The organism is Streptomyces sp. NBC_01363, from assembly GCF_026340595.1.
Lineage (GTDB): Bacteria > Actinomycetota > Actinomycetes > Streptomycetales > Streptomycetaceae > Streptomyces.
Genome location: NZ_JAPEPF010000001.1, coordinates 2,344,077 through 2,360,703 on the forward strand (window position 1 = coordinate 2,344,077; position 16,627 = coordinate 2,360,703).

Genomic DNA, 16,627 nt, shown 5'->3' on the forward strand with positions numbered 1-16,627 from the left:
GCCGCCCTCGGGTTGCGCCGGATCCGCTCAGGCGGTGCGGTGGCGTACCGCGACGGCGGTGCCGCCACCGGTGACGATCAGCGCGGTGGCCGCACCGGCGATCGCCGCGGTGTTGTCGTTCGTACCGGTCTCGGCGAGGTCGGATTCCTTGGCCGCGGTCGGCTGGGCGCTGTTGGTCTTCATGGTCCTGTCGATCCAGCCCGCGTAGGCGGGCGCGCTGGTGTAGAGGCCGGGGCCCTGCGAGCACGGCACGTCCGGGGCGCCGGGCCCCGAGGTGACGCCGATCAGTTCCCAGCGGCCGTCCCGGCCCTTCTGGGTCTCCCTGTGCTGGGGGAAACGTGTCCGTCCGGTGGGAGGACGGTGCGGGGGAGAGGTTCGTAAGGGGGCTGTTCGTGAGGGGAGTTGGGGGTGGGCGTACCGTTCTGACTGACCAGCAAGAACCGTTGTTCAGCATGCGCGGGGGTGTTCCCGCATGCCCGCATGCCGTGTCCGCACCGCACCGCGGATTCCGGGGCCTCTCGGGGTGCCGGGTGTTGCCGTACGGGCGGCCGGGGGAAGCGGCGTGGTGCGGGGTCGGGAGCCCCCGGGCCCGGACGTCGGGTGGCGCCTGACCGACGCCGCCCCGAAGGACCCCCCATGAAACGCCCTCTTGTTCCTTTTCTGGCTGCCCTTGCCTGCGCCGTCGCGCTCATCGTCGGGATCACGATCGGAGGCAGTCCGGGTACGCCCGCGGGCTTCCATCGCGGCAAGGACGGCACGCTGACGATAGACAGCGCGCACCGTCCTGCCGCGCCGGACTTCATCGGGATGGATGCCGACGGGCGCCCGGTGCGGCTCGCCGACTACGCGGGCAAGACCGTCGTGGTCAACGCGTGGGCCTCCTGGTGCGAACCCTGCCGTAAGGAGACCCCGGTCCTGGTGGGCTACCACCGGAAGATGAAGGACCAGGGGGTCGTTGTCCTGGGGCTGAACCGGGACGCCTCCGCCAATGCGGCGCGTGCCTTCGCCCGTGAGTTCCACATGCCCTACCCCAGCATTCTCGACCCCGGGGGCAAGCACCTCCTCTCGCTGCCCAAGGGCGTGCTGAACACCCAGGGGCTGCCCGTCACCCTTGTCGTGGACGAGCGGGGACGGGTTGCCGCCACGGTGTCCGGGGCCCTTGGCGAAGGGAAGCTGGAGGGCCTTGTCGCCGCCGCGCGGGCCGGTTCCCCTGCCGCGCGCTGAGCGGGACGGGGTGTCTTGACGGGGGAGGGGTGCGGGCATAGCGTCGCGAATGTACCGATGACTGAGCAAGCGCTTAGATGCTGGAGAGGTCGTTCGTGCCGCACACCGAACCCGCCCCCGCCACCCCCGACCGGGCCCCCGCCCCAGCCCCCGCTCCGATGGACGCCGTCCGTATCCAAGCCGCGCTGACCGGCCCGGGAGCCCCGTTCGCCGTGGTGCGGGTGGAGGACGGGGTGCACGCCGGCTCGCTCGTGTACGCGGACGGGCCCAGGACGCTCCGTGAGTTCGTGGAGACCACCTGGGCCTTCGGGGACCGGCCCTTCCTGATCTCGGGGGAGCGCAGCTACTCGTACGCCGAGTTCTTCGCCGCCGCGTCCGCGCTGGCGTGCCGGATGACCGGGGCGTACGGGCTGCGCCGGGGTGACCGGGCCGTCGTCGCGATGCGCAACCACCCCGAGTGGCAGATCGCCTTCTGGGCGGCGCAGCTGGCCGGGCTGGTCGCCGTACCGTTCAACGCCTGGTGGACGGAGGACGAGTTCACGTACGCGCTGGACGACTCCGGGCCGCGGGTGCTCCTGGTGGACGGCGAGCGGCTGCCCAGGGTCGCCGGGTGGGCGGCGGAGAACGGGGCGCGCGTGGTCGTCTTCCATGCGGAGGAGACCGTCCCGGACGGTGTCGAACGGTACGAGGACCTGCCCGCGCCCGATCCGCTCGCCGCACCCCCCGAGGTCGAGATCCGGCCCGAGGACGACGCGACGATCATCTACACCTCCGGCACCACCGGCCGGCCCAAGGGTGCGGTCGCCACCCATCTCGCCCAGGTGGGGGCGGCGATCAACTCGCGGTTCCACGCGGCCGCCTCCGCGCTCGGCCGTGGGCTGATCCCGGGGCAGGGGCCCGCCCCGGTGTCGCTGCTGACCTTCCCCTTCTTCCACGTCGCCGCGTTCACCGGCTTCTACGCGGCGATGGCGGCGGGCGGCGCCCTCGTCCTGATGCGGAAGTGGGACGCCGAGGAGGCGCTCCGTCTGATCCGCGAGCACGGCGTCACCCACTACGCCGGTGTCCCGGCGACCGCGCTCCAGCTGCTCGCCGCGGCCGAGCGGGCGGGTGACGGCCTGGAGGGTCTGCAGATGCTGAACACCGGCGGGGCCGCCGCTCCGCCCGATCTGGTCGCCCGGCTGACCGCCCGGCACGGCGACCGCATCGAACCCCGCAACGGCTACGGCCTGACCGAGACCAGCGGTGGTGTCCTGGCGAACTTCGGTGCCGAGTACCGGCTCCACCCGGGCAGCGTCGGCCGTCCGACACCCACCACCGAGGTGCGGATCGCCGGGCCCTCGGGCGAAGCGCTGCCCGAGGGGGAGGTCGGGGAGCTGTGGCTGCGCGGTCAGTCACTGGTCCGCGGCTACTGGCGCGACGAGGCGGCGACCGCCCAGGCGTTCACCGACGGGTGGTTCCGGACCGGGGATCTCGCGGTGGTGCACGAGGGGCGGGTCGGCATCGTCGACCGGATCAAGGACATGGTGATCCGCGGCGGGGAGAACGTGTACTGCGTGGAGGTCGAGGCGGTGCTGCACGACCACCCGGACGTCGAGGACGCGGCGGTGCTGGGGGTCGCGCACCCGGTCCTGGGCGAGGAGGTCGCCGCCGTCGTCCGGCTGCGGGCCGGTGCCACCGTCACGGCCGAGGAGCTGAGGGCGCACGTCGGGCGCAGCCTGGCCGCGTTCAAGGTTCCGGCCCATGTGCTCGTACGGGACGAGCCGCTGCCCCGGAATCCGACCGGGAAGATCCTCAAGCGGGAGCTGCGCGGGCCCGTCGAAGCGGAGGTCCGGGGGCGATAGGAGGGGCGACAGGGGAGCGAGCGGGCGGCGTGGTCAGGGGCGGGTTATGCGGACTCGGTAGTTTCCCTTCTTGTCCTTGTCGACCACGGATATGCGTATCCCGCTGGTCCGGTCGGTGAAGGTCTCGCCGGGCCGGAAGGGGGCGTCGGACAGTTCGGAGTGCACATTGGGCAGCCGGGTGCAGCCGGCGCTTCCCTTGGTGCTGTCCGCGACGGACACCGGGCCCTGTCCGGTGTCGACGTCCGAGCTCACCTTGTAGATCAGTACGCCCGGCTTGCAGATCGCCTGGTCGTTGCCGGCCTTGGTCCGCACCTCCACCGCATAGCCGGACTCGCTGCTCAGCGGTACGAATGCCAGCTTGATGCCGCCCCGGGTGGCCAGTGGTCCGAGTACGTGGTCGCTGGTGCCGGGCCGTGCGGCGCAGCTGATCTGGTTGTTGTCCAGCCAGCCCAGCTTCCACTTGTGCCAGCCCAGCAGGTCGTTATTGGCGCCCCAGTCCTCGGACATGATGTCCCAGTGCCCGACCGAGCCGCCGCCCTCCATCGTGTAGAGGTCGGGGAGGCCGAAGACATGGCCGTTCTCGTGCGGCAGGACGCGGTATCCGGTCTGTTTGAACGAGCCCGAGCCGTCGTCCTGGCGGCTGTAGATGAAGGACGTGTTGGCGAGCGGGACGCCGTCCGCCCGCGGGGCGTCGTCGTTGCCGGAGAAGGTCACGGACAGGACGGTGTCCAGGGCGGAGGGGCCGGCGTTCGGGGTGACCAGGATGTTGACCAGGTCGTACGCGGCGAAGTCCACCTTCGGACCGGCGGCGGCGATGATGTCCTGGATGAGGTGGCGGTAGCCCGGCTCGTACGGTGAGCCGCGTTCCACCCCGTACTCCGACAACGGCAGTGGCATCCGCAGCCAGGATTTCAACGGGGCGTCGGGGACGTACGTGAGCCGTCCGTACGATGCGGTCCGGAACCAGCCGGTGGTCTGCGGGAAGAATTCGGCGTACCGGTCCATCGCGGAACCGGCGCCCGGTGCGTCCGGGAAGTCGATCATCAGGTTGAGGGCACGGACCTTGCCCGTGGAGCGGGCGTAGCCCTCCGGTGTCGGCATGCCTTCCGACATCTGTACGCCCGTGGTCGCCGGTATTCGGCACGGGGCTATGCCTGCCGAACGGGCGGTGGCCACCGGGCCGGCCGAGGCCCGGCTGGCTATCGGAAGAGTGTTGCTGGCTGTGGCCATTGCGGCTATGACCAGGGCTGTTGCGGAGGCGAGCGCGATCGGGTGGCGGTGGTTGCGTATCCGGTGGCGGGGCTTCTGCATATAGGCGCCTCGGGGTCCGCGGCAGTCGGCCGGCCCTGACTGCGCTCTGCGGATCAGCCTGTTGCGGGTGGTGCGGCGCCGCTCGTTGGGTGCGCCGTTCGGCTGGTTTTCCGCTCCGGATATGTGACGCAGGTCACATGGGGGTGGGGAAATAAGCGGGGATGGTTTCCCCGTTTGAATCCGTGTCCCCCGCGAAACGGGGAGGCGGTCCCCGGTTACGGGGAGGGGTCGCCAAGGGGCGCTGTGGAGAACGAAGAGCGCCACAGTGGAAGCAGCAGAGCAGAGACAGTGGAAGCAGTAGGAGGGGCAGTCGTCGTGGACACCGTCAGTCGTACCGCCACCGGAGCGACGCAGCCCCGGACGCCCCGTCCGCGGGCCGATGCGCTGCGCAACCGGGAGCGGATCGTGACGGCCGCGCGCGAGATGTTCGTCGAGTTCGGGCCCGACGTCCCGCTCGACGAGGTCGCCAGGCGCGCCGGCGTCGGCAACGCCACGCTCTACCGGAACTTCCCCGACCGGGCCGCGCTGGTGCACGAGGTCGTGCTCGCGGTCACCTCCCGGACCACCGACCGTGCGGAGGAGGCGGTGGCCGAGGAGGCCGACCCCTTCGCCGCGCTCAGCCGCTTCGTGCACGCGGCGGCCGACGAGCGGATCGGGGCGCTGTGCCCGATGCTTTCCGGCGGCTTCGACAAGGACCATCCCGAACTGCTCGCCGAGCGCCGACGCCTCGAAGAGGCCGTCGAGGGGCTCGTGTCGCGCGCCATGTCCGCGGGGCGGCTGCGCACCGACATCGCCGTCGGTGACGTACTCGTCGCCCTCTCGCAGCTCACCCGGCCGCTGCCCGGCACCGGCTGCCTGGACATCGACCGGTTCACCCACCGCCATCTACAGCTGTTCCTGGACGGACTGGAGGCCCCGGCCCGGTCCGAACTGCCGGGAACAGCGGCGACCCTGGAGGATCTGCGGCGCCGGCCATGACATCCGCACCGGGCTCCTGAACGAGGAGCCCGGCGGCACGTCCGCCACGCCTTGACCATCCCTTTCACCACCCGCCCGCCCGTTCACCGTCTTCCCTTTTCGCCGGCATCCCGGTTCATGTTCACCGGCATCCCGGTTCACGACTCCTCGCGTACATGCGCGTCCTTAGGTGGATACACCCATGTCAAAAACAGCCGATATCCGACTCCCGGACCCCAGTCGCTGGAAAGCGCTGGCGTTCATCGCCCTCGCGCAGCTGATGGTCGTGCTCGATGCCACGATCGTGAACATCGCGCTGCCGCACGCCCAGACGGCCCTGGGTATTTCCGATGCCAACAAGCAGTGGGTCATCACGGCGTACGCCCTGGCCTTCGGCGGGCTGCTGCTCTTCGGAGGCCGGATCGCCGACCTCTGGGGACGCAAGAGGACCTTCGTCGTCGGCCTGATCGGCTTCGCGCTGGCCTCCGCGCTCGGTGGCGCGGCGCAGAACCAGGGCATGCTCTTCGGCTCCCGCGCGCTCCAGGGCGTCTTCGGCGCGCTGCTCGCGCCGGCGGCCCTGTCGCTGCTCGCCGTGATGTTCACCGATGCCAAGGAGCGCGCCAAGGCGTTCGGCATCTACGGTGCGATCGCCGGTGGCGGCGGCGCCGTCGGTCTGATCCTCGGCGGCTTCCTGACCCAGGCGCTGAACTGGCGCTGGACGTTCTTCGTCAACATCCCGTTCGCCGTCATCGCGGCCGCGGGCGCGTACTTCGTGATCCGTGAGCCGGCCGGCAGCCGCAACCGCTCGTCGCTCGACGTCCCGGGCGTCGTCCTGTCCGCGCTGGGTCTGGTCTCGCTGGTGTACGGATTCACCCGCGCCGAGTCCGCCGGCTGGTCGGACGGGCTGACCATCGGCATGTTCGTCGCGTCCGGTGTGCTGCTGCTGTCCTTCGTCCTGACCGAGTCCAGGGTCAAGTCGCCGCTGCTGCCGCTGCGCGTCCTGATGGACCGCAATCGCGGTGGCGTCTACCTCTCGCTGGGTCTGGCCGTCATCGCGATGTTCGGGCTGTTCCTCTTCCTGACGTACTACCTGCAGGTCGTGAAGGGCTACTCGCCGATCAGGACCGGCTTCGCCTTCCTCCCGATGATCGCGGGCATGATCACCGGATCCACGCAGATCGGTGCCCGGCTGATGACCCGGGTCCCGGCGCGCAAGCTCATGGGTCCCGGCTTCCTGACCGCCGCCGTCGGCATGCTGCTGCTGACGCAGCTGGAGATCGGATCCTCCTACGTCGGGCTGATCCTGCCCGCGCAGCTGCTGCTGGGCCTGGGCATGGGGACGGCGTTCATGCCGGCCATGTCGCTGGCCACGCACGGTGTCGAGCCCCGGGACTCGGGTGTCGCGTCCGCGATGGTCAACACCTCGCAGCAGGTGGGCGGCGCGATCGGTACGGCGCTGCTGAACACCATCGCCGCCTCGGCCGCGACGGCGTACGCCTCCTCGCACGCCGCACTCGGCGCCAAGAACCCGGAGCTGCTTAAGCTCCAGTCGATGGTGCACGGCTTCACCGGTGCCATCTGGTGGGCCGTCGGCATCCTGGTGGTGGCCTCCGCCATCGCGGTGACCTTCATCAACGCCGGGCGGCCTTCGGCGGGCCCGGCGACCGGAGGCTCCGGTACGGGTGACGCCGGGGGTGTCGAGGACGAGTTCAAGATCCCGGTCGTCGCCCACTGAGCGCCGACGCGCGATGTGACACGGAGATGATGTGAACGCGGCTGTGCCCCGGTTTCGCTCGAAAGCTCGAAGCTCAAGAGCTCGAACGGAACCGGGGCACAGCCGTATCGGTATGCGCGCGGTTCAGCGCAGCCAGGGCAGATCCGCGTCCGTGCCCTCCGGCTGCAGTCCGGCGGCGACGACCTGCATGATCTCGCCCAGCGAGCGCACCTGCTCGGGCGTGAGCCGGTCGAACATCGCCTGGCGTACGGCGTCGACATGGCCCGGTGCGGACCGGCGCAGCATCTCGAAGCCGTCGTCGGTGAGGACCGCGTTCTGGCCCCGCTTGTCGGACGGGCAGTCCTCGCGGCGCACCCATCCGCTCTTCTCCAGCCGCGCGACGGCGTGCGAGAGCCGCGAGCGGGTGATCTTGGCGTCCTTGGCCAGTTCCGTCATCCGCTTCTGGCGGCGCGGGGCCTGGGAGAGCTGGACGAGCAGACCGTAATAGATGTGCGGCATCCCGGCATCGCGCTGCAACTGGCGGTCGAGGTGGTCCTCCATGAGCGTGGTGGCGTGGAGGTACGCGCGCCACACGCTCTGCTCTTCGTCGGAGAGCCAGTGGGGCTCACCGGTGGATGCCGTGGTCATGTACTCCACTGTACGACCTTTTCTTGAAAGTTGAACTAGATAGAGCTAAGGTCTCCGGAGGAAGGAAGCTTGAACATTAAAGAATCCTTCCTTCTCAAAAAGACCCCAGTAGAAGACTTACCCGGATCAGCAGTGGATGGGGAGTGCCATGACAGTCACCGCGGAGCGCATGCCCGCCCTCTACCTTTCCCACGGCGCCCCGCCGCTGGCCGACGACCCGGTCTGGCCCGGCGAACTGGCCGCCTGGTCCGCCGGGCTGCCCCGCCCCCGCGCGATCCTGATGGTCTCCGCGCACTGGGAGGAGGCCCCGCTGGCCCTCGGGGCCACGGAGACGGTCCCGCTGGTCCACGACTTCTGGGGCTTCCCCGAGCACTACTACCGGGTGCAGTACGCCGCCCCGGGCGCCCCGGAACTGGCGGAGAGCGTACGCAAGCTGCTGCGCGGCGCCGGTACGCCGGTGCAGGACATCCCGGACCGCGGGCTCGACCACGGGGCGTACGTCCCGCTCGTGGAGATGTTCCCGGGCGCCGACATTCCCGTACTCCAGATCTCCATGCCGACGCTGGACCCGCAGAAGCTCATGGACATCGGGCGCAAGCTCGCGCCGCTGCGCGACGAGGGCGTCCTGATCGTCGGCAGCGGCTTCTTCACCCACAACCTGGCCGCCCTGCGGCATGCGGGCGGCGGCACCCCCGGCTGGTCGGCGGAGTTCGACGACTGGGGAAACCGGGCGCTCCAGGCGCGGGACATCGACGCGCTGCTGGACTTCGAGCACAAGTCCCCGGCCGGCCGGCTGGCCCACCCGCGCACCGAGCACTTCGCGCCGCTCTTCGTGACGCTCGGCGCCTCGGAGGGCGAGCTGGACCAGGGGCGCAGCGTCATCGACGGCTTCTGGATGGGACTCGCGAAGCGGTCGGTGCAGTTCGGCTGAGGCCCGCGTTCGGGGACGAGGCCCCGGACACGGCCCTGGCCCCGGCCCCGTTCACAGGGCCGGGGCGGGTTCGGTCCGGCGTCGTCACATCACAGGGCCGGCGGGTTCAGCTCGATCGAGCGGAGTGCGGCGGCGAGGGCCGTCCCGTCGCCGACGTCCAGCGCGGTGTCGGTGAACTTGATGGTGTGATCGTCGCCGTGCGCCGCCGCCCGCGCGAACAGCTCGTCGGCGGACGCGGTCGCCGGTGCGTACGGGGCTGCCTCGGCCGGACTGTACGCGGCGGTGACCGCGGCGCTCGCCGCCCACGCGGCCTCCAGGCTCGGCACCCACAGCGCGCGCGGGAGCGCGGGCAGGGTGCGCAGCACGGCATTGGGGGCGGTCGCGGCGTGCACCAGCATGATCGGTTCGCCGTGCCCGTGCGTGGCGAACCGGTGGGTCGCGGCCCGCACCAGCTCCGCCAGCCGGGCCCGCGCCTCGTCCGGGTCGTGGGTGAACCGCTGCGGCCACACCGGGAACGCGGTGAGCTGCGCCAGCCGGTCCCGGATGCCGCCGCTCTGCTCGGGCACCGGCGGTACGGCGTCCAGCGCGGCCGCGGCGGTGGGCGCGGGCGCGAGAGGGCTCAGCACGGGCAGCGGCTGGTGGCGGGCCGCCCAGTAGCCGAGGCCGTGGGCGAGCTCGGTGATCCGGGGCGCGGTCGCCTCGCCGGCGAGCAGGGTGCGCACGGAGTGGCCGACCCGGATGGCGGGGTGGGTGGCGCCCGCCGCGATGCCGGGGAGCAGCCGTGGCCACCACTCGGTGAGGACGTCCCGCCAGGGGCGTTCGGCGGTCTCCCGCTCGAAGTGCGCCGTCCAGTCCGCGATCCGGCGCGGGTCGCCGAGGGCCTCGCGCCAGTTCTCCGCCGTCACCCGGGTCGCGGTGTCCGGCATGTCCTCCAGCTTGTGGCTGTAGTGGTCGAGCCAGCGGTGGACGGCCGGTGCCTGACCGTGCCGGACCAGCGACTCCACGGCCATCGGACCGTGATTGCTCAGCCAGCCGTCGCGTTCGGGGCCCGAGGAGTGGAGGCGTTCCAGCGCCTCGTCGAGCGTGCCCGTGGTGTCGTCCGCGACCGTGGTGCCGTCCGCGTCGTTCGCGCCCGCCGCGCCGCCCGTGCTCGTCGTGTCGTCCGTGTTCGTCGTGTCGTCCATACGCGAGCACGCTAGGCGCGGGGGCCGCGCGGCGTAACGGACCGCGGACCCAGACCGGGACCGGCCGGGGACTAGGGCTGTGGCCCCAGTCGCTTCTCGTACCAGGCCACGTCCCAGTACGTGCCGAACTTCCGGCCCACCTCGGCGTACGTACCGACATGGCGGAAACCGAAGCGCTCGTGCAGCCGGCCGGAGACATCGTTGGGCTGGGTGATGCCCGCGTACGCGCGGTGCAGGTCCTCGTCGGCGAGTGCCTCGAACAGGGACGTGTAGAGGAGCGTGCCGATGCCGCGGCCGGTGGCCCAGGGGGCGCAGTACACGCTCACCTCGACCGAGGTCGCGTACGCCGCCTTGGGGCGGAAAGTGCTGCTGGTGGCGTATCCCAGGATCGAGGCGGGGCCGACAAGCCGGACATCCTGAGCAACCAGAAGGCGGTGCGGGCCGTCTTCAGAGTGGGAACGCAACCACGGCAGCCGCTGTTCGGGAGTGAAGGGGGTCGTGTCGAATGTGAGCGCGGTCTCACGTACGTAATGGTTGTAGATGTCCGTGAGCGCCACCAAATCACCCTCGACGCCCGGCCTGACCTGCGCTTCTGTGGGACTCTCCGGCATGCGCTCTCCCCTCGCGGCGGCACAGGGTACTGCATGATCGCGAAAGTGAATGCCAGGCGTGGGAATTCTGTCCGGATTCCAGTCGTTGTTTCCATCGGATGCAGGGCACCCGGAAGGGTGTCGCGACCTACTCAGCAAGGGAGCACGCATGGCAACCCGTGCCGTCGCCCGTCGTTCGTCCGCCACCGGTGGGACCAGCCGGGCAAGCAGTGTTCGCGCCTCGGGCGGAGAGATCGCCGATCGCGACCTGGTCGGCATGTACCTGGACGAGATCGCGCGTACGCCTCTGCTCGACGCCGCCAAGGAAGTCGAGCTGTCGCAGACCGTCGAGGCGGGCGTCTACGCCCGGCAGATACTCGACGGCGCGGTGGACAGCGAAGCCGGTGGAGCCACGCGCGAGGAGCTGGAGGCGCTGGTCGCCGAGGGCGAGCGCGCCAAGGACATATTCATCCGTTCCAACCTCCGGCTCGTCGTTGCCGTCGCCCGCCGCTATCCGCGGGCCGGGCTGCCCCTGCTCGACCTGATCCAGGAGGGCAACGCGGGTCTGGTGCGCGCGGTCGAGAAGTTCGACTACGCCAAGGGCTTCAAGTTCTCCACGTATGCGACGTGGTGGATCCGTCAGGCCATCACCCGTTCCATTGCCGACCAGTCCCGTACGATCCGGCTCCCCGTCCACCTGGTGGAGGAGCTCGGCCGGATCCGCCGGGTGCAGCGCGAGTTCAACCGTGAACACGGCCGCGACCCGGAGCACGCCGAGATAGCGGCCGAGCTGGACTCCACGCCGGAGCGCGTGGGCGACGTCCTGGACTGGGCCCGCGACCCGGTCAGTCTCAACATGTCCGTGGACGACGAGGGCGAGACCCAGTTCGGCGATCTACTGGAGGACACCTCCGCGGTGTCGCCCGAGCAGTCGGTGATGACGCTGCTGCGCAGCGAGGAGCTCGAGGACCTGATCGGCAAGCTCGACAACCGCACCGCGTCGATCATCCGTATGAGGTACGGCATCGAGGACGGCCGCGAGCGGACCCTCACCGAGGTCGGCAAGCAGCACGGCCTCACCCGTGAGCGGATCCGGCAGATCGAGAAGCACGCGCTGCTCGAACTGAAGCGAATGGCCCACGACACGGGTTTTGATGCTGCGGCGTGAGCCTTCGTCCAGTAACCTCCGAAATGGGTCGCTTCGCGTGACCCCCTGAGCTGAGTCCCGGCGCCCACCCCCCCTGGCGCCGGGGCTCATTCTTTTCATGGCCGGTCCGCTTCCGTTCGGCTCATGACCCGGTCCGTCCCGGAGGTCGGCGTGCTGCCGCGCGGGTCAGGCGGGCACCCAGATCACCCAGGTAATCCACCAGCTGCGGTGGCTCGTGCGCGGTGAAGTCGCAGTCCACCAGCGCCAGCCGGAGCGCCACCCACTCCAGCGAGTCCGCGAGCACCGCGCGCAGCCGGCAACTGTTCTCGCCGGTCCGCTCCAGCGGACCGATCGACGCCGGCAGCCGCGCGGACACGAAGTCCGCCGGGGCCGCGAAGCTCACGTCGACCGCCAGCTCCGGCTGCCGCCGGGCGATGGAACCGGCGAGGAACTTCGCCGCGTCCCCCGTGGGCAGCTCGCGCGGTGCGAACCGGGCCCCGGTCGCGAACGGCTCGCTCACCCGGTCGACCCGGAACGTACGCCAGCCCTGGCGCCCCAGGTCGTACGCCACGAGATACCAGCGCCACCCCGTGCTCACCAGCCGGTACGGCTCGGCCTCCCGCTTCGTCTCGGCGCCGTCGCCCGCCCGGTACGCGAACCGCAGCCGTTCCTGTCCGGTGACCGCCGAGGCCATCACGGTCAGCGTCCGCGGGTCGATGGTCGAGCCGTCGCCCCGGGTCAGCGGCATCGTCGCGTTCTGCAGGGTCGAGACCCGGTGCCGCAGCCGCGACGGCAGCACCTGCTCCAGCTTCGCCAGCGCCCGCACGGACGCCTCGTCCACCCCCTCGATGGCATGCCCGGCCCCCGCCCGCAGGCCCACCGCGATGGCCACCGCCTCCTCGTCGTCGAGGAGCAGCGGCGGCATCGCGGTGCCCGCGACGAGCCGGTAGCCGCCGATGGATCCGCGCGAGGCCTCGACGGGATAGCCGAGCTCGCGGAGCCGGTCGATGTCGCGACGGATGGTGCGCGGGCTGACGTCGAGCCGTTCGGCGAGCTCGCTGCCCGGCCACTCGCGGGGCGTCTGGAGGAGCGACAACAGATTCAGCAGTCGTGCCGGGGTGTCGGTCATGGCCTCAGCCTTCCGCCGGGGTGTCGGTCGTCTCACCAGGGTGCTCACCCATTAGGTCATGGACCGACCTAATGAATGTTTAGCTTCTTCATATGACTTCTTCCTCATCTCTGTCGTCCACGGCATCCGGGCCAACGGTGTCCTCGGACCCGTCGGACCGGCGACGTTGGTTCGCGCTCGCCATCGTCATGACCGCGGCCTTCATGGACCTGGTCGACGTCACGATCGTCAATATCGCCATACCGAGCATCCGCGAGGACACCGGCGCCTCGTTCAGCTCGATCCAGTGGATCACCGCCGGCTACTCCCTGGCCTTCGCGGCCGGTCTGATCACCGGCGGCCGGCTGGGGGACATCTACGGCCGCAAGCGGCTGTTCCTCATCGGCATCGGCGGCTTCACCGTGGCCTCCGCGCTCTGCGGCTTCGCCGCCAACCCGGAGATGCTGGTCGCCTCCCGCATCCTCCAGGGCGGCACCGCCGCGCTGATGGTTCCGCAGGTGCTGTCGATCGTGCACGCCACCTTCCCGGCGCACGAGCGCGGCAAGGTCTTCGGCCTTTTCGGCGCGATCGTCGGTCTCGGTGCCGTGCTGGGGCCGCTGCTGGGCGCGCTGCTCACCGAGTGGAACATCGCCGGTCTCGAATGGCGGCCGATCTTCCTGATCAACCTGCCCGTCGGCATCGCGGGCCTGATCCTCGGCCGGAAGTTCATCACCGAGTCCAAGGCCCCGAAGGCGCTCCGGCTCGACCTGGTCGGCGTCGCCCTGGTGACCCTGGGCATGCTGATGCTGATCTACCCGCTGACCCGTGGGCACGAGCTGGGCTGGCCGCTGTGGGGCCATGTATCGATGGTCGGCAGCCTGCTGGTGTTCCTGGTTCTGGTGCTGTTCGAGCGGGGCAAGGCGCGCAAGGACGGTTCGCCGCTCGTCGAACTGTCGCTGTTCCGGGTCAAGAGCTTCGCTGCGGGCATCGCCGTGCAGCTGACCTTCGGTATCGGGCTCGGCATCTTCTTCCTGGTCTGGACGCTCTACATGCAGTTGGGCCTCGGCTGGAGCGCGCTGCGGGCCGGCACGACCGGTATCCCGTTCTCGATCGCTGTGTCGTTCGCCGCCGGGATCTCCGTACAGAAGCTGGTGCCCCGCTTCGGCCGCAAGGTGCTCCAGACGGGCGCGCTGCTGATGATCGCCGGCCTGCTCCTCTACATCTGGGAGTCCGACCGGTACGGCATGGACATCACGTCCTTGCAGATGGCGCTGCCGCTGGTGGTCATGGGCATCGGGATGGGCCTGATCGTGGCGCCGCTGACCGACGCGGTGCTCTCCGAGGTGCCCAAGGAACACTCCGGTTCGGCCTCCGGGCTGATCAACACCGTGCAGCAGATGGGCAATGCGCTCGGGCTCGGACTGGTCTCGGTCGTCTTCCTCGGCGCGATCGGTGACCGGCTGGCGCCGCAGGAGGTGGGCCCGGCGTTCGCGGAGGCGTTCCGGCACTCGCTGTGGTGGGTTGCCGGGGTGCTCGCGGTGATCTTCCTGGTGATGTTCGCGCTGCCCGCGCGGCAGCGGCAGCACGTGGAGGACGGCGACGAGGCCGTGGATGCGGCGGGTGTCGAGGGCTCGGCGGGTGTCGTGGATGCGGCGGGCGGCTCCGAGGGCGCCAAGGAGCCGGTTCTGACGTCCTGATCGACCTCTGCCGGAGTCGAAGGAGGACGGTGCCCGCACCCTTCGGGGTGCGGGCACCGGTGCGTCTGCGTCCGAGTCCGTGTCCGCTTCTGTTTCCGAGCCCGTGTCGGATCCGGTGCCGAGGCCTCGGGTTCCGGGTCTCGGCACCGGGTCAGCAGATGCGCGTACGGCTCTCCATGGCACCGCGTGCGGTGTCCTCGTCGCCGTACACCTCGCACATGTGGCGGCCGTCCGGCGTGGCCGTGTGCTCGACCTCCCACAGACTCGTCTCGCTGCCGTCGAGGAGCAGGAAGGCGTGCTCGTACAGGGTGAATCCGGCGTCCCGCCCGTCCACCTGGCACTGCCGGCCGAAGACCTGGGTGATGTGGTGGGCGAAGGCGGCGCGCAGCAGCCGGGCGGTCTCCTCGCCGGGACCGTCGCTGTTCTCCGCGCGGCGCAGGACGCGGCGGGCGTGGTCGGCGGAGTTGTCCGGGGCGTACGTCCTGGGCAGCGGGGCCGGGGGAGCCGCCATCAGGACCGTGAGTATCTCCAGGTCGGCCTGCGGCCCGTCGTCCCCGAACACCGGGACTTCGCCGAAGCCGCCGGTCAGCCTGGCGGCGGCGACATGGGCATCGGCCTCGTCGTCGTACAGCTCGTGGTGCATGAGGTCGGGCTCCGTCCGGAACCGCGGGTCCGTCGCGCTCCGCGGGCCGCCGTGCACCAGCTCCCACAAGGAGAGGGGGGTGCCGTCGGACAGCAGGTACGTGTGCCGGTAGGTCTCTCGGTGGAGTACGGAACTGTGGTGCGAGGAGTGCAGGGAACTGCTGTGGGCGAGCGCGGTACCGAGTCTCTCGACCGTGCTGTCGGGCAGGTCGAAAGAGTTGAGTGCCCGTCGCAGGAGTCGCTCGAGGTGCTGCTCGGTTGTCTCGTACGGATCGCTCAAGGTGCTGTCTCCAGGCCGTTGCCGCGTGTTACTTGCTGCGTGCATAACGTAGTCCCTGGGTCCGACATCGTGACCGGGGTTCAGGAAAACGTATGGCACACGCAGATGGTTCCTGATGGTTCGTCCGAACTTCCTTACCCGGCAGGCGAGTCGGGGGCCGGGCGATCGTCCTCCGGCTGCGGCGAGGAGCGCGGCCGTAGGCCGTAGAGATCGCTGTACGAGGGGTAGCAGCCGCCGCCGGGGCGGCCGTCGACGCTCCGAGCTGCCCGGACGGCCTTCACGATGGCGCGCGTGAGCACGTCCGCGCCGGCTGCCAGCAGGTCGTTGAGCGCGATCGGATTCTGCGGATCCAGCGGCCGGGCGCCGGTCGCCAGCGCGAAAACGGTGTCCCCGTCGGTGAGCAGATGTACGGGGCGGACGGCGCGCGCCAGTCCGTCGTGCGCCGTACCCGCGAGCTTCTGCGCCTGGGCCCGGGTGAGGTCGGCGTCCGTGGCGACGACGGCGAGCGTGGTGTTGAGCGGGGGCCGCGTGTTCGCCTCCCGCACCTCGGTGAGGCGCTGCTCCGCCGCACGGAGGACCTCGGGCGCCGGGTGCGCCGGCGGTTCGGCGGCGCCGTACTCCCCGTGGAGCACCCCGGTACGCGGATCGACCACCGAGCCCGCCGCGTTCACCACGACGAGCGCGCCCACCGTGATGCCGGAGGCCAGCCGGATGCTCGCCGTGCCCACGCCGCCCTTGAGCTGCCCGGCGACCGCGCCGGTACCGGCGCCCACGCCCCCCTGGGCCACCGGCGCCCCCGGCCCCGCAGCCGCCGCGTCCTCCACCGCGGCGCGGCCCGTCGAGGCGTCGGGGCGGGCCCGCCAGTCGCCGCCCCGCCCCAGGTCGAAGAGGCAGGCGGCGGGGACCACCGGCACCACCTGCGCCGGATCGGGGCCGACCCGCACCCCGCGCCCCTGCTCCTCCAGCCAGGCCATCACGCCGGACGCCGCGTCGAGGCCGTAGGCGCTGCCGCCCGTCAGGACGACGGCGTCGATGCGCTGCACCAGATTGCGCGGATCGAGCGCGTCCGTCTCCCGGGTGCCGGGGCCTCCACCGCGTACGTCCACGGCGGCGATCGCACCGCCCTCCGGGGCGAGGACCACGGTGGTGCCGCTCAGCGCGCCCTCGCCGGGCACCTGCGCATGGCCGACGCGCAGCCCCGCGACGTCGGTCAGCGCGTCGAGGAGGTCGGGCAGCGCGTCGAGCGGCCCGGGGGAGTTCGGTGGGGCGGCGGGGTCCGTCGGATTCCGGGGTTCTTCCGTCATTGCGTGCTCCTCATTGATGACGCGGCTCGCGATCCACCGGCACTGATGA

At 70.8% G+C, this 16,627-nt stretch carries 14 protein-coding genes and 1 pseudogene; 7 read left to right on the top strand and 8 right to left on the bottom strand.

What is annotated here, in order from left to right:
• Positions 1-27: 27 nt before the first annotated feature.
• Positions 28-315, bottom strand: a pseudogene (locus tag OG611_RS10965) (LAETG motif-containing sortase-dependent surface protein); the annotation flags it as partial.
• Positions 316-636: 321 nt separating this feature from the next.
• Here OG611_RS10965 and OG611_RS10970 point away from each other — a divergent pair.
• Complete coding sequence (locus OG611_RS10970; protein WP_266418145.1) at positions 637-1,224, top strand: TlpA disulfide reductase family protein; 588 nt, start codon at positions 637-639, stop codon at positions 1,222-1,224.
• Positions 1,225-1,382: 158 nt separating this feature from the next.
• Positions 1,383-3,065 carry a class I adenylate-forming enzyme family protein gene (locus OG611_RS10975; protein WP_266425746.1) on the top strand — a complete coding sequence of 561 codons (1,683 nt, stop codon included), beginning with the start codon at positions 1,383-1,385 and terminating at the stop codon, positions 3,063-3,065.
• A 33-nt stretch (positions 3,066-3,098) separates the two neighbouring features.
• Here OG611_RS10975 and OG611_RS10980 read toward each other — a convergent pair whose 3' ends face one another.
• On the bottom strand, positions 3,099-4,376 hold the full coding sequence (locus OG611_RS10980; RefSeq protein WP_266418147.1) for a M6 family metalloprotease domain-containing protein: 1,278 nt from the start codon (positions 4,374-4,376) through the stop codon (positions 3,099-3,101).
• A gap of 315 nt (positions 4,377-4,691) precedes the next feature.
• On the opposite strand from OG611_RS10980, the gene OG611_RS10985 reads away from it, so the two are divergent.
• The gene (locus OG611_RS10985) at positions 4,692-5,354 is read left to right on the top strand and encodes a TetR/AcrR family transcriptional regulator (protein ID WP_266418149.1); all 663 of its coding nucleotides are present in this window, start codon (positions 4,692-4,694) and stop codon (positions 5,352-5,354) included.
• A gap of 181 nt (positions 5,355-5,535) precedes the next feature.
• Complete coding sequence (locus OG611_RS10990; RefSeq protein WP_266418151.1) at positions 5,536-7,068, top strand: MFS transporter; 1,533 nt, start codon at positions 5,536-5,538, stop codon at positions 7,066-7,068.
• A gap of 123 nt (positions 7,069-7,191) precedes the next feature.
• On the opposite strand, the gene OG611_RS10995 is transcribed toward OG611_RS10990, so the two are convergent.
• Entirely contained in the window at positions 7,192-7,704 is a 513-nt protein-coding gene (locus OG611_RS10995; protein WP_266418153.1) for a MarR family winged helix-turn-helix transcriptional regulator, read from the bottom strand.
• A 139-nt stretch (positions 7,705-7,843) separates the two neighbouring features.
• Between OG611_RS10995 and OG611_RS11000 the strand changes: the two genes are divergently transcribed.
• Complete coding sequence (locus OG611_RS11000) at positions 7,844-8,626, top strand: dioxygenase (protein WP_266418155.1); 783 nt, start codon at positions 7,844-7,846, stop codon at positions 8,624-8,626.
• Positions 8,627-8,715: 89 nt separating this feature from the next.
• On the opposite strand, the gene OG611_RS11005 is transcribed toward OG611_RS11000, so the two are convergent.
• On the bottom strand, positions 8,716-9,810 hold the full coding sequence (locus OG611_RS11005) for a questin oxidase family protein (protein WP_266418157.1): 1,095 nt from the start codon (positions 9,808-9,810) through the stop codon (positions 8,716-8,718).
• A gap of 71 nt (positions 9,811-9,881) precedes the next feature.
• The gene (locus OG611_RS11010) at positions 9,882-10,421 is read right to left on the bottom strand and encodes a GNAT family N-acetyltransferase (protein ID WP_266418159.1); all 540 of its coding nucleotides are present in this window, start codon (positions 10,419-10,421) and stop codon (positions 9,882-9,884) included.
• Between the two features lie 148 nt (positions 10,422-10,569).
• On the opposite strand from OG611_RS11010, the gene OG611_RS11015 reads away from it, so the two are divergent.
• Positions 10,570-11,568, top strand: coding sequence for an RNA polymerase sigma factor RpoD/SigA (locus OG611_RS11015; RefSeq protein WP_266418161.1), 999 nt, complete (start codon positions 10,570-10,572; stop codon positions 11,566-11,568).
• A gap of 121 nt (positions 11,569-11,689) precedes the next feature.
• On the opposite strand, the gene OG611_RS11020 is transcribed toward OG611_RS11015, so the two are convergent.
• The gene (locus OG611_RS11020; RefSeq protein WP_266418163.1) at positions 11,690-12,676 is read right to left on the bottom strand and encodes a YafY family protein; all 987 of its coding nucleotides are present in this window, start codon (positions 12,674-12,676) and stop codon (positions 11,690-11,692) included.
• Between the two features lie 92 nt (positions 12,677-12,768).
• Here OG611_RS11020 and OG611_RS11025 point away from each other — a divergent pair, with 92 nt between their 5' ends.
• Positions 12,769-14,352 (top strand): MFS transporter, encoded by a 1,584-nt coding sequence (locus tag OG611_RS11025; protein ID WP_266418165.1) that lies wholly within the window; start codon positions 12,769-12,771, stop codon positions 14,350-14,352.
• Positions 14,353-14,503: 151 nt separating this feature from the next.
• Here OG611_RS11025 and OG611_RS11030 read toward each other — a convergent pair whose 3' ends face one another.
• Both OG611_RS11030 and OG611_RS11035 read right to left on the bottom strand, forming a co-directional pair.
• On the bottom strand, positions 14,504-15,274 hold the full coding sequence (locus OG611_RS11030) for a DUF6227 family protein (RefSeq protein ID WP_266418167.1): 771 nt from the start codon (positions 15,272-15,274) through the stop codon (positions 14,504-14,506).
• A 134-nt stretch (positions 15,275-15,408) separates the two neighbouring features.
• On the bottom strand, positions 15,409-16,578 hold the full coding sequence (locus OG611_RS11035; RefSeq protein ID WP_266418169.1) for a P1 family peptidase: 1,170 nt from the start codon (positions 16,576-16,578) through the stop codon (positions 15,409-15,411).
• Between the last annotated feature and the right edge of the window lie 49 nt (positions 16,579-16,627).

What these genes read in the sequence shown, in the direction of transcription:
- OG611_RS10970 (WP_266418145.1), top strand. Translation starts at nt 637, where the DNA reads ATGAAACGCCCTCTTGTTCCTTTTCTGGCTGCCCTTGCCTGCGCCGTC.
- OG611_RS10975 (WP_266425746.1), top strand. Translation starts at nt 1,383, where the DNA reads ATGGACGCCGTCCGTATCCAAGCCGCGCTGACCGGCCCGGGAGCCCCG.
- OG611_RS10980 (WP_266418147.1), bottom strand. Translation starts at nt 4,376, where the DNA reads ATGCAGAAGCCCCGCCACCGGATACGCAACCACCGCCACCCGATCGCG.
- OG611_RS10990 (WP_266418151.1), top strand. Translation starts at nt 5,536, where the DNA reads ATGTCAAAAACAGCCGATATCCGACTCCCGGACCCCAGTCGCTGGAAA.
- OG611_RS11000 (WP_266418155.1), top strand. Translation starts at nt 7,844, where the DNA reads ATGACAGTCACCGCGGAGCGCATGCCCGCCCTCTACCTTTCCCACGGC.
- OG611_RS11005 (WP_266418157.1), bottom strand. Translation starts at nt 9,810, where the DNA reads ATGGACGACACGACGAACACGGACGACACGACGAGCACGGGCGGCGCG.
- OG611_RS11010 (WP_266418159.1), bottom strand. Translation starts at nt 10,421, where the DNA reads ATGCCGGAGAGTCCCACAGAAGCGCAGGTCAGGCCGGGCGTCGAGGGT.
- OG611_RS11015 (WP_266418161.1), top strand. Translation starts at nt 10,570, where the DNA reads ATGGCAACCCGTGCCGTCGCCCGTCGTTCGTCCGCCACCGGTGGGACC.
- OG611_RS11020 (WP_266418163.1), bottom strand. Translation starts at nt 12,676, where the DNA reads ATGACCGACACCCCGGCACGACTGCTGAATCTGTTGTCGCTCCTCCAG.
- OG611_RS11025 (WP_266418165.1), top strand. Translation starts at nt 12,769, where the DNA reads ATGACTTCTTCCTCATCTCTGTCGTCCACGGCATCCGGGCCAACGGTG.
- OG611_RS11035 (WP_266418169.1), bottom strand. Translation starts at nt 16,578, where the DNA reads ATGACGGAAGAACCCCGGAATCCGACGGACCCCGCCGCCCCACCGAAC.